11 protein-coding genes are annotated in these 12,624 nt (G+C 53.1%); all 11 read right to left on the bottom strand.

Annotated elements, in window-relative coordinates; genetic code table 11:
* Positions 1-7 precede the first annotated feature (7 nt).
* Complete coding sequence (tgt, locus tag AB4Z33_RS05350) at positions 8-1,141, bottom strand: tRNA guanosine(34) transglycosylase Tgt (RefSeq protein WP_442048933.1); 1,134 nt, start codon at positions 1,139-1,141, stop codon at positions 8-10.
* 24 nt (positions 1,142-1,165) lie between these two features.
* The gene (gene queA, locus AB4Z33_RS05345) at positions 1,166-2,212 is read right to left on the bottom strand and encodes a tRNA preQ1(34) S-adenosylmethionine ribosyltransferase-isomerase QueA (protein ID WP_442048932.1); all 1,047 of its coding nucleotides are present in this window, start codon (positions 2,210-2,212) and stop codon (positions 1,166-1,168) included.
* A gap of 10 nt (positions 2,213-2,222) precedes the next feature.
* Complete coding sequence (locus AB4Z33_RS05340) at positions 2,223-4,337, bottom strand: SpoIID/LytB domain-containing protein (RefSeq protein WP_442048931.1); 2,115 nt, start codon at positions 4,335-4,337, stop codon at positions 2,223-2,225.
* A 46-nt stretch (positions 4,338-4,383) separates the two neighbouring features.
* Positions 4,384-5,391, bottom strand: coding sequence for a Holliday junction branch migration DNA helicase RuvB (gene ruvB / locus AB4Z33_RS05335; RefSeq protein WP_337099517.1), 1,008 nt, complete (start codon positions 5,389-5,391; stop codon positions 4,384-4,386).
* A 20-nt stretch (positions 5,392-5,411) separates the two neighbouring features.
* Positions 5,412-6,047 carry a Holliday junction branch migration protein RuvA gene (gene ruvA / locus AB4Z33_RS05330; RefSeq protein WP_442048930.1) on the bottom strand — a complete coding sequence of 212 codons (636 nt, stop codon included), beginning with the start codon at positions 6,045-6,047 and terminating at the stop codon, positions 5,412-5,414.
* Positions 6,044-6,547, bottom strand: coding sequence for a crossover junction endodeoxyribonuclease RuvC (gene ruvC, locus AB4Z33_RS05325; RefSeq protein ID WP_337099519.1), 504 nt, complete (start codon positions 6,545-6,547; stop codon positions 6,044-6,046). The genes ruvA and ruvC overlap by 4 nt, the downstream gene beginning before the upstream one ends.
* A 159-nt stretch (positions 6,548-6,706) precedes the next feature.
* Entirely contained in the window at positions 6,707-7,339 is a 633-nt protein-coding gene (locus tag AB4Z33_RS05320) for a BofC C-terminal domain-containing protein (protein WP_442048929.1), read from the bottom strand.
* Positions 7,340-7,477: 138 nt separating this feature from the next.
* Complete coding sequence (locus AB4Z33_RS05315) at positions 7,478-9,262, bottom strand: LysM peptidoglycan-binding domain-containing protein (protein WP_442048928.1); 1,785 nt, start codon at positions 9,260-9,262, stop codon at positions 7,478-7,480.
* A 192-nt stretch (positions 9,263-9,454) separates the two neighbouring features.
* A complete protein-coding gene (gene pheA / locus AB4Z33_RS05310) occupies positions 9,455-10,336 on the bottom strand; it encodes a prephenate dehydratase (protein ID WP_442048927.1) in 882 nt (293 codons plus the stop codon).
* Positions 10,333-11,310: a homoserine kinase gene (gene thrB / locus AB4Z33_RS05305; protein WP_442048926.1), complete on the bottom strand. Its 978-nt coding sequence runs from the start codon at positions 11,308-11,310 to the stop codon at positions 10,333-10,335. Before thrB ends, pheA begins: the two co-directional genes overlap by 4 nt.
* 13 nt (positions 11,311-11,323) lie before the next feature.
* Complete coding sequence (locus tag AB4Z33_RS05300) at positions 11,324-12,610, bottom strand: homoserine dehydrogenase (protein WP_337099524.1); 1,287 nt, start codon at positions 12,608-12,610, stop codon at positions 11,324-11,326.
* Positions 12,611-12,624 lie beyond the last annotated feature (14 nt).

The following is a 12,624-nucleotide window of genomic DNA, read 5'->3' as shown; positions in this document are numbered from 1 at the left end:
CCCCCTTTCAAAACCCTTTCTCATTATCGAACAGGCCGTACCGCGTAAAGAATTCATCCCGGAAATCAAGCAGCCGGTCATCCATTATCGCTTGGCGAACGTCCCTCATGAGTTGCAATAAGAAGTGCAAATTGTGATACGTTGTCAGCCTCATGCCAAACGTCTCGTCTGCTTTAAGCAAGTGCCGTATGTAAGCCCGCGAATAGTTCGTACATGTATAGCAAGAGCAATTCGGGTCAAGCGGACCAAAGTCCTCTGCGTACTTTGCATTGCGTACGACGAGTCTTCCCGTGCTTGTCATCGTTGTCCCGTTACGGGCAATCCGGGTCGGCAGAACGCAGTCGAACATATCGATACCGCGGATGGACCCTTCTATCAAAGCATCAGGCGAACCGACGCCCATCAAGTAACGAGGTTTGTCGGCAGGCAGAATGGGAACGGTATGGTCCAGAACATCATACATAAGATGCTTAGGCTCGCCTACACTTAGTCCACCAATAGCATACCCCGGGAAATCCATGGAAGTCAAATCCTTAGCGCTCTGAATGCGCAAATCATTGAACATCCCGCCTTGAACGATTGCGAACAACGCTTGATCATGCGGCCTTGCATGAGACTTCAAGCAGCGCTCTGCCCAACGAGTCGTCCGCTCAAGAGACTGCTTCACATAGTCGTACTCAGCCGGATACGGCGCGCACTCATCGAATGCCATCATAATATCCGGACCGAGCGCATTCTGAATTTCCATTGCCACCTCCGGTGACAAGAACAGCTTGTCACCATTCAAGTGGGAACGGAAATGAACGCCCTCTTCTGTGATCTTTCTCATTTCGCTTAGACTGAATACTTGGAAGCCGCCGCTATCCGTCAGGATCGGACGATCCCAGTTCATGAACTTATGCAGCCCRCCCGCACGCTTAATGAGATCATGGCCAGGCCGCAGAAATAAATGATAGGTGTTGCTAAGGATGATTTGGGCATCCATTGCCTTAAGTTCTTCAGGGCTCATCGTCTTCACTGTCGCTTGCGTGCCTACAGGCATGAAAGTCGGTGTCTCGATCACGCCATGCGGTGTATGAACGCGTCCTAGACGCGCTCCCGATTGCTTGCATTGTTTAATAAATTCGTATTTGACTGCCACTGCTCTCGCACCCTATTTCTATAGTTAATAAATAAACATCGCATCGCCGAAGCTGAAGAACCGATATCGTTCCTCAATCGCAGCATGGTAAGCAGCCATAATATGATCGCGTCCCGCCAAAGCGCTGACGAGCATGACGAGCGTTGATTTCGGCAAATGGAAGTTCGTTAACAACGCATTCACCAGCTTAAATTCATAGCCCGGAAAAATAAATATCGAAGTCCAGCCGCTGCACGCCCCAATCGGCTCATCTCCATAACGCTGTGCGACCGTTTCTAGCGTTCTAGAGGAGGTTGTCCCAACTGCGATAATACGGGCACCTTCAGCCTTAGCTTCACGGATCAGCTTCGCGTTCGTTTCATCCAGCTCATAATATTCGGCGTGCATCTCATGGTCCTCTACCTTCTCCGCCGACATCGGACGGAAGGTGCCAAGACCAACATGCAGCGTTACGTAAGCAAGCTTAACGCCTTTGCTCTGAAGCCGCTCCAGAAACGCCTTCGTAAAGTGAAGTCCTGCGGTAGGCGCAGCTGCCGAACCTTCATGCTTCGAATATACCGTTTGGTAACGTTCCTTCTCCTCCAACCGCTCCTTAATATAAGGAGGCAGAGGCATCTCGCCTAGTCGATCCAGCAGCTCGGGGAATATACCTTCATATTCGAACCGCACGACTCTYGCACCCATATCGCCTTCTTCTTCAATATACGCCCGCAACAACGGATTACCGTTGCCGTCGTCGCCAAAAGAAAGAGGAGTGCCGATCTTCAAGCGTTTGGCGGGCTTGGCAAGCGTCTCCCAACGATCTCCTTCGAGCTGCTTCAAGAGGAGCAGCTCAACCTTGGCGCCTGTATCGCTCTTCATGCCCATAAGTCTTGCCGGCATCACTCTCGTATYATTCAATACGAGAACATCTCCCTCCTGGACATATTGCTCCAGGTCGGTGAAGGTGCGATGCTCGATATCACCTGTCCGTTTGTTCAGCGCAAGCAGCCTTGAAGCGGTACGCTCCAGCAGAGGCGTCTGCGCGATAAGTTCCTCTGGCAATTCAAAGTCAAACCAATCTACGTTCATAACGTTGCAATCATTCCTTAGCGATAGTTACATCTTTATAGTAGTATTTCAAAATATATTGGTAGTCATACCCTTGCTGTGCAAGGCTAAGCGCTCCGAACTGGGACATTCCAACTCCGTGTCCGTAGCCGGTTCCGACAAATCGGAACGAAGGCTCCTTCGTTGCTGCTCTGAGATTGCCTTTGCCGTCTAGAATGAACAGATTCGTATCCGTAAGCTCTGTCGTCTTGCCGCCGGCGCCAATGCTATATACGGGACTGCTGTCATTAGGTTTCATTCTTTGCTGAGAGCCCCCGCCGATCATAGCAACCTTGGCAGTCTCATCGATTTGGAACTTCGTGCTAGGCAATGAGCCCTGTACGCCTAGCGTGGATCTGAACGCATCGGGATTCGCTACGTCTAGCTTCGTTCCATTAGCCATTATTTCCGTCGCTCGGCCGGATGGCCCGCGCCCACTAACCTCAAGCGTCCGAATCGGACCTGCTATCTTCGTCTTCACTCTCGCATTAATAACCGTGAGCAGCTCTTCCGGTTTATAAGGCCCTCTAACCCAAGTCATTGAATTGGATTCGATCGTCTTCTCCAGCACCGTCACTTTCGTTCCCGAATTAACGGTCGCGATCAACGTGATCGTGTCTTGAATAACGGGATGCTGCCTCACTTTCGTGCTGTCTGTATTTACTTGCATGATTTTACTTCCGGCAGCCGTCGTCGAGCCCGTATCGTTAAGCAGATCCTCACGGATATAACCGATCAAGCCGCTTGAAAGCACGACCCTATACCAGCTCTTCAAGCCTGTCTCAGAAGAATTATCCGGGCTCTTTATCGCTTGCAAGTATGCAATCGAATTATTCCATGCTTCTGTCGCATCCGCCGTCATGCCTCCGGCATTCGATGAATACAACGCTTCGATCAGCTTGCCGTTATACATTAACACTTCGCCCCGAGTCGCCTCGACGGCATCGATCGTTGATTGCCGCTCTGAACCAACGCCATTATAGGCTTGGCTTAGCACGGTATCGACGACATTGGCGATTTGGAAACCAAATCCTTTGGAGAGGATATAGTTACGCGACGCAACGGCCTGTGACTTAAGTGCTTCCGCCGGCCAAGTGGCATACATTTCGCTGCCAACTACCGAATACAAATATTGCTCGAAAGGAAGCTCGTTAACAACAGCCATTGCCCCGTTAAGCGAGCTGAGCTCGAATTGTCCTCGGTAGGTACGACCGCTTCTCTCCGTCAATTTAATAGGGTCGGCTGCAAGCGATTCGATCCATATCTTCATGGCTGCTTGCGGGAAGCTGTAAAGCTCAAGGCTGCTCTCCGCCTTGCCGGTAACGGCATGATCGTTCTTCAGCAGCAAATATGGCGCTGCCGCGTCGGCTTGCTTGAGCGTTGCTGCGCCAGCTACACCCGCTGCAGCAGCCTTAACGATCTGCAGTTCCGCTGCGTCGGCAGCTGAGCCGACCATTACCGAATATACAGCAGCTCCTGCAGCCGATGCGCGTACAGCTACATACGCATCCAAGCCGGCAGCCGCGTAGCTGTTCATAGTTGTTACGGCTGCTGCCTTATTCGCGATTGCCGGTGTCTCCAACCGAAGCACACCTTGCACCGAAGACTTGTACCCAGCTGTCAGCTTAGCAAGATCTGCATCTGTCGCCCAACGCGTCATAGCTGTCTTCGCATCGGCTAGCGTCGCATAGGTACCTTCGGTGACCTGATAGACGATCGTTCCTTTCTTCGCCGCCGAAGTTAGATAGCCCGCTCCCTTCGCTGCAACAATACGCTTGTAAGCGGCTTGAGCGGATGCGAAGTTGGATGATTTGAACACCTTCACCTTGAAGCTGTCCAATGCAAACCTTGTTTGCGAGCCTGCTGCTGTCTGGAACCATTTCTGAACGCCGCTTGGCGTTCTTAAGCCGATCGACAGCCCGCCAGCTGCCGAGAATGTGGCGGCAGCAGTAGTGTCAGTATATTTCCCAGGCAATTGTAAGAACATAGCGACTCGGATCGTATCGAGCTTGGGTACTGCTGCCTGCGCGGGAATCGCAGCGCATAACGATATAAGCAGCAAGGCGGACAGCGCTGAAAGCGCGAGCCGCTTCATATTTACGGACATGATCTTACTCCTCTCCTTATGTGCAATGTGCTGTTGCCGGCATTGATTACCGGTTTCCGTCCGGATAAGGAATTCCTAAGTGGCGGTAGGCTTGCTCGGTAGCAATCCTTCCGCGAGGCGTTCGCTGCAGAAATCCGATTTGCATCAAATACGGCTCGTACACATCCTCTATCGTCTGACTCTCTTCGCCGATCGTTGCGGCTATTGTATCTAGTCCGACAGGACGGCCTGAGAAAGTCGTCATCATCGCATGAAGCATCTTGTGGTCGATGCTATCCAGTCCCATCGGGTCGACTTGGAGCAATTCAAGCGCTAGACCAGCAATCTCCTGCGTGATGATGCCGTCGCCGCGAACCTGCGCGAAGTCACGAACCCGCTTCAACAGGCGATTGGCTATCCTCGGCGTCCCCCTTGAACGCAGGGCGATCTCCATAGCCGCTTCGCCGACAATACCCGCATTCAATATTTCGGAGGTGCGGGAGATAATGAAGGCAAGCTCGTCCACCGTATAGAACTCCAATCGGCTAACGACGCCGAATCTATCACGAAGCGGAGCAGACAATAAGCCCGCGCGCGTTGTGGCGCCGATTAACGTGAATGGCGGCAAGTCAAGGCGAACGGATCTTGCGCTCGGACCTTTGCCGATCATAATATCGAGGGCGAAATCTTCCATCGCCGGATACAACACTTCTTCGACCGTTCTATGAAGACGATGAATCTCATCTATGAACAGTACGTCGCCCTCCTGCAGATTCGTCAGCAGAGCTGCAAGATCGCCCGGTCTCTCGATCGCAGGGCCGGACGTCGTCCGCAGATTAACGCCAAGCTCATTGGCTATAATGTTGGACAGCGTCGTCTTGCCGAGCCCCGGCGGCCCATAGAGCAGCACATGGTCAAGCGCTTCCTTGCGCATCTTAGCTGCTTCGATATATATCGTTAAGTTCTCTTTCACTTTCGTCTGCCCGATGTATTCGCCCAAATAACGCGGACGAAGACTAAACTCGGCTGCCTGGTCTTCCATCATCAGGTTAGCGGATATGATTCGATCATCCATGTAAGCTTACTCTCCTTCCGTCAACCTTTGAACAGTTGCTGCAATGCCCGTTTCATCAATACTTCTACGCTGTCCTCCGCCGTAACGGATTGCTCGAGCCCGCTCCAAGCGCGGTCTAACTCAGCAGCCGTGTAACCAAGCGCGATCAATGCTTCGCGCGCTTCCTGCCATGCCGTGCCCGCACCTTGCTTCGAACCGGCAGCGCCCTCCATATCCGGAGACAGTCCGCCAATCGCGAACAAGCCGGTATTCATTCCGAAGTTTGCAAGCTTATCCTTCAGATCCAATATAATGCGCTGCGCCGTCTTCTTGCCTATGCCCGGCAGCTTCGTCAAGAATGCAATGTTCTCGTTATGTACGGCCGATATGATGGCTTCCGGCTTGCCGGCTGAGAGAATGCCAAGCGCAACGCGCGGACCGATGCCCGACACTTCCAGCAGCTTGCGGAATAACGTCTGCTCCTCGCGTGTCTCGAAGCCGAATAACAGAATGGCGTCCTCGCGAACATGATGATGAATATAGACGGTAACCGCCTCTTCCTTCTTCGCGAAAGCATACGGATTAGGCGTGAACACGCGATAGCCTGTATCTCTTACGTCCATGACGATGTACTCAGTATCCATATGTACGACAAGTCCTCTTAAAAAATCGATCACGAACGGTTCACCTCATTTATTTTTTGAGTCAATACAGCCGAATGGGCATGACAAATCGCTATGGCGAGCGCATCGGCCACATCGTCCGGCTTCGGAATAGCAGACAGCTTCAAAAACATTTTGACCATTTCCTGCACCTGTCGCTTCTCCGCCTTGCCGTATCCGACGACAGCCTGCTTTACTTGCAACGGCGTATATTCCGCTACCGGCAGCTTCCGCTGCGCAGCGGCAAGGATAATAACGCCTCTAGCCTGACCGACGGCAAACGCGGTCGTTACGTTGCGATTGAAGAACAGCTTCTCGACGGCAACGGAATCCGGCTTGTATTTATCCATGAGCGCGCCTGCGGCTTCATAGATTTGGAGCAGCCGCTCCTCGGGAGGCGTATGCGCCTCAGTCTGAATGCAGCCATATTGTACGGGGGTCAGCTTATGTCCCATCTTATCAATAAATCCAAAGCCCGCTATCGCAATACCGGGGTCAATTCCTAGTACTCGCAACCCGCCAACTCCCTCAATGAACACTAATCATCCTTCCATTATAGCAAAACTTGCCGAGAATGAGAACGCGCGTTTGATATTTCGAGCCTATCATCCGTCTAGCACCGACATAACAAGAAGAGCGACCTGATTGAACAGGCCGCTCTTCTTAATTGCAATCTAGTACGACGGTTTCATCACTTTCTCGTTATCTGATCGTGCAAAATCGCTGAACGTCGATAATACGCTGTTATATTCGTCGATATCGCTAATCCGTATGCCCCGAGTCAGTTGATCCAGCTTGTCCTGCGGTAGGCTGCTCTCCATGTAACGGACATCCAGTTGGAAAAAAGTCCGCACGACCTTCTCTTTTTTCGGCTCGCCGTCGAACAAGGTTAGGTTGCCGTCCTTATCCATTCCGATATAGGCATGGCTCTTGCAGTAGGCCGACAAATCGTCGACATGATGCTCAATCAATAGACTGCCGTTGCTTTGATCAAAAGCTGCCGCTTCCCATTCGGGATGAGCGGTAAGCAGCTGGACAAGCTGCTTGGAATCGATGCGTCCAAGCGGCCTCATCTCTTCTCCGCATACGTACAGCCGGTGAACGTTAACCGTAACCGGCCCATGCTGGCTGCGGAGCGCCTGGAGGACTGTCGCGTGATTGTCTTCCACAGAAAGGACTGCATATGCCTGCTGTGGAATGGCAACAGTCATAATAAGGAGAGGCAACAAACCTCCCAACATCCATAACGGTCTTCGTTTGCGGCGCAAACGTCGTTTTAGCTGCTTCCAAAGGCTGAATTCCATCATAAGGAAGACCCCTTTATTGTATTTTTGCTGTTAGTGTGCACCACTGCTTCCTAATTATTCAATAAGCGCCAAATGTTTTGAACATACAAAGAACAGGCAGGAGATTGTCTCCTCGCCTGCTCTCTGCTTTGCATTTGCTTATCGATTAATCCATGGACGGCTGAACCCGCTCTTTGGTTTGCTGGAGCGAGTAGAGATCGTGCGGATAACGGCCTTCTTGGCAGACTTCTTCGCCACAGCCGGCTTGGTTCCGATTGGTGATTCGCTAATTTCAGACACGTTCGCGCCCACCTGCGGTTCGCGCTCTCCGCCGCAGCCGCAATCATTGCTAGGGCCCGTTCCGGCTCCTGCTGTTTGCGGCCATGTTGGATATGGCGTATAGTACCCATGGCCGCCGGCAATCGGTGAGACGGCCCCGCCGTACCCGTAATCCGGCTGCATGGATGCTGGCGATACAGCACCTTGGCCGTAGTAGCCATATTCAGGCTGTACGGATGCCGGGGACACCATGCCTCCATAGCCGTAGTGACCATATTCAGGCTGTACGGATGCTGGAGAAACCATGCCATGACCGTAGTGGCCGTACTCTGGCTGCAAGGACGCTGGGGACACCATGCCGTGACCGTAATGGTCTTGCTCCGGCAATGTGCTGGCTCCTGCTACAAGCGGACTGTTGTTTTCACCAAGCCCTTGAGTAAATGGACTTACCATTGGCGCTCCATATCCCCAAGGCCCTTCACTTTGCGGGGACACGAACGGATTGCCGTAGCCGTAGCCTCCCGTCGTCATGACCATTCCCGGCGGACATTCTTCGGCATTTGCTGCTTGAACCACATTAGCTGCGTTGGCGGCATGAGCCGTGTTCGCTAAAGGGGACACATTAGCAGCATTCGCCAGTGGAGCTACATTGGCTGCGTTGGCTGCATGAGCAGCATTCATCGCGTTCAAAGCATTTGCAGCATTTTCAGCTGCTGGGCTGACCATAGGGCTGAACGGCGTAGGCTGCTGCCAATTGCCGTAGCCCGTTCCCATCTGTGCAGGGTGCACCATCGGCTGGCCATAGCCGTTACCGTAACCGCCGTAAATAGGCTGTTGCATAGCTGGCGATACGGCTTCTGGCGCTTTCGRCAAATCGTACAACGACATCGCTTCCGTTGCAGGAATGCCATATTGCTTGAACAGATCAACGTTCGGTTGATACTCCGAATGAATAGGCGATAATTTTTTCTCAACCGGCTTCTCGATCGGAAGTGTTTTCTCTGCCGCTGCTTTCGTCTTCTCGGCTGGCTTGATTTTCTCAGCCGGCTTTGTCTTCTCTGGCGCTGGCTTCACAGCTGCCGGAGGAGGAGCTGGCAACGGCGCTGGAGGCGTTGGAGTGACGATCGGCGCTGTTGGTGTCTTCCCGGCAGCTGGCGCAGTAGACGTCTTGCCAGGCGTCGTCGTGGCCGGTCCGGTCGGTGTCTTGCCTATGATAGGCGCCGTGCTAAGCTTGCCGACCCAGCCTTGGACGTTCTGCATAAGCGACTTCTGATTGCCAGCGCTTTGCGCCACGGTCGTGCCCGGAAGACCTGTCACATCAGACGGCGTCGTGCCTACCTTCGGGATGTTAACGATCTCGCCGGTCAATAACACATTCGGATTTTTGAGCTGCGGATTCGCTTTAATCATGTCCGCAAGCGGAACTCCCCATGACTTGGACAGTTTCCAAAGCGTATCGCCCTGCTTCACGACATGCTGGTGCATAATGTCCATGCCGCCGCCGCTCCCTGGATGACTGGATGGAATCTTCACCTTCATCCCGATCTCGATTGCGTCCGGATTCGTGATCCCCGGATTAAGCTTCAAAATTTCTTCCAGCGTTACATTATACTTTTGGCCGATTAAGTATAACGACTCGCCTTTTTTTACGATATGAATTTTCACGCGCCAATTACCTCCTGTCACGTTCTGAATAACAAGGCACGGCTAATGCCTGCTATCGATCCTTACATCCTATGCAGAATATGGGCAGGTGTCTCCACTTTCACGCAAAAAAAAAGTGAAGCTTGGCCCATATTTTGTCATAAGGGCCTAACTTCACTTTATATGCAGGGCAACATCCCCGGCATCCTATCTCTATTCGGTTACAGCGAGCTGCTCATACGTAAAGCTAGGATAACATCCTAGAATGCGAACTTGGCAGCCAAGCGCCTCGATTTCTTCCAAAGCCGAGGGCAGAAGCACGGATTCCAGCGACATATCGATATCGATGAAAAAGTAGTAATTACCGAGCTTCTTCTTCGTCGGACGCGATTCGATGCGCGATAAGTTGATCTTCCGCCATGCGAACGCCGCAAGCACCTGATGCAGCGCGCCCGGAAAGTCTTCCGGCAGCGTAATTAGAATGCTTGTCTTCACCGAATCCGATTGACGCTCCGAATACGCCTCAGGTCCGACTAGCAAGAACCGCGTATAGTTGTTGTCATGATCGGTCACACCGCTTGCCAGTATGTCAAGCCCGTTATTCGCAGCGGCCGTTGTCGTACCGATCGCCACGATGCCTTGACCCTGGTTATCTCGCACGATACGAACGGATTCGGCGGTGCTGCTTACATGCTCGGTAATCGCCTGCGGCATCTTGCTGCGAAGAAACTGCAGGCATTGAGCCATGGCGACCGGATGGCTAATAACCTTCTTGATCCGGCTGAAGTCGATCTCGCCGTCTTCGCCAAGCAGTTCGCTCTTCCTGCCGATCAGGTTCTGAATCGATGGATATACCCACTCAGCGCGTATCGGCAAGTCTACCTCATGCACGAGCCAATCCAAATGCAGACTGACCGAGCCCTCAATCGTATTCTCGATTGGAATGACGCTATAATTGCTGACGCCATTCACGGTAGATAAGAACACGTCGGAGATGAGGCGATGGTGATCCCAGGATACATTTTGCGTTCCGATAAAATGTTTCGCCGCTTCATCCGATACCGAACCAGCGGGTAAAAGTGCGATTGTCTTCATGCCTTAACTTCTCCTTTAATTCGATCCGGGAGCGGCATAGGGGCAACCGCCGATATGTCCTCTACCGTTATTTGTGGGCCGTTCGGGCACGGCGCTAGCCATAGCGTCTCCGCTTCGATGCCCTCTTGCTTCAATGTATCCAGCAGAAACTGCTCGATCGCCCCTTTGTCCGGGCAATCGGTTGATACGAACGCGATCAGCGTCGGACCCGCTCCGCTGAGCGCTGCGCCCAGCGCGCCATAGTCGGCTGCGCGCTCCAAGATGGTCGTCATGCCGGGGATGAGAGCTGCACGGTAAGGCTGGTGCAGCCGATCCTTCATCGCATGACGGATCAGGCCAAGCTCGCCGCTGGCCAGCGCCGCGACGAGCAGCGAGCTGCGGCCGACGTTGAACACCGCGTCGGCCATGCTGATCTGCGAAGGCAGCGCATGCCGCGCCTTCTCCGTAGAGAGCTGGAACGCTGGAATCGCAACAAGCGTCTCCAGCCTCTCATTCGGCGCCAGCCGCACGTAATCCGCGCGCTGGCCGTCCCATGCCGACACGACGATGCCTCCGAACAGMGAGGCCCCGACGTTGTCGGGATGACCTTCTAGCGCTGTTGCCATCTGGAACAGCTTGTCGTCCGTGAGCGGACTGCCGATCAGCGCGTTAGCCGCTGCCAGCGCCCCGATAATCGCCGAGGCGCTGCTGCCGAGGCCGCGCGTCAGCGGAATATCGCTGACCATCGAGATCGACAGCTCAGGTATGGATACGCCCGCTTCAGTAAATACAAGCTGGGCTACTTTATAGAGTAAGTTACTTTTGTCGCGAGGCAAGCCCTGCATCTGATCCCCATAGAATTGGAACTCTGTCCGATCAGCTACGCTCATCTCGATCCATGCATACAACGAAAGGGCCATGCCCAGCGTGTCGAAGCCGGGACCCAAGTTAGCCGTGCTAGCCGGCACCTTAACAATTACTCGACGATTATTCATGCTGCTATTCCCCTTATCCTTCGACGCGATATACGCTCTTCACTTTGTGTACGACGTCGAGCGACTCGAAGCTTGCAAGCACCTTTTGGATAGCCGCTTTGTTCGCATCATGTGTTATGACGATAATTTCCGCTTGCGCAATGTTCGGGTTCGGCTGTTGCAGCACCGATTCCAGGCTGACTTCGAAATCAGCGAACACTTGCGTAATGCGTGCGAGCACGCCAGCACGGTCAGCTACTTGCAGCAGCAGGAAGTACTTCGACGAGATCTGCTCATCCGTCTTGAGCTTCTTCTCCTTGTATGCGCCGCCGCTTTGCTTGCCGTTAACGCCAAGCTTGATGTTCTTCACAACCGCAACAAGATCGGCAACGATCGAAGTAGCTGTCGGCAGTTCGCCTGCGCCTGCGCCATAGAACATCGTCTCGCCTACCGCTTCGCCGTGCACATACACAGCGTTGAATACGCCGTTAACCGAAGCGATCGGATGCGATTGCTTCACCATTGTCGGCTGAACGCTGACGCTGATCAGATCGTCTTGACGCTCTGCGATGCCGAGCAGCTTTACTTCGTAGCCGAGACGTTTCGCGTAAGCGATATCGTCCTTCGTAACCGAAGAAATGCCTTGCGCAGATACGTCCTCAAGCGCTACGTTAGTGTGGAAACCAAGCGTCGCGAGAATCGTCATTTTGCGAGCAGCGTCGAGCCCCTCAACATCGGAGGTCGGATCCGCTTCCGCATACCCGAGCTCTTGCGCTTCCTTCAGCACGTCGGCATACGACGCGCCTTCCTGACTCATCTTCGTGAGGATGAAGTTCGTCGTTCCGTTCACGATGCCCATAATCTTCGTAATGCGATCCGAAGAAAAGCCTTCCACTAGCGTCCGCAGAATCGGGATGCCGCCCGCTACCGAAGCTTCATACAAGATGTCGCATTGATGGCGCTTCGCCTTCTCCAAAATTTCCGTTCCGTGCATCGCCATTAAATCTTTATTGGCCGTTACGACATGTTTGCCGCGTTCCAGCGCTTCCAAGATATATTCCTTCGTTTGCGCTACGCCGCCCATTACCTCAACGATGACGTCGATATCCGGATGGCGGATAATTTCCCACGGGTCCTCCGTCATCTTGTCCGCGTCGATTGAAATGCTGCGCGATTTGTTTTTATTTTGAACGAGCACCTTCTCGATTACAATCGGAGAGCCGACTTGGCTTTGCAGATCGTCCTGGTGTCCTTCTACGATACGGACAACGCCTGTTCCAACTGTTCCTAAACCTAATAAACCTACCTTAATCGGCTTCATAATAATACCCTCCA

The sequence above is a fragment of the Paenibacillus sp. 2TAB19 genome, from assembly GCF_052115185.1.
In the GTDB taxonomy this organism is placed as follows: Bacteria; Bacillota; Bacilli; order Paenibacillales; family Paenibacillaceae; genus Pristimantibacillus.
The sequence above is the reverse complement of the archived record's forward strand: the minus strand, read 5'-3'. Positions and strand labels throughout refer to the sequence as shown.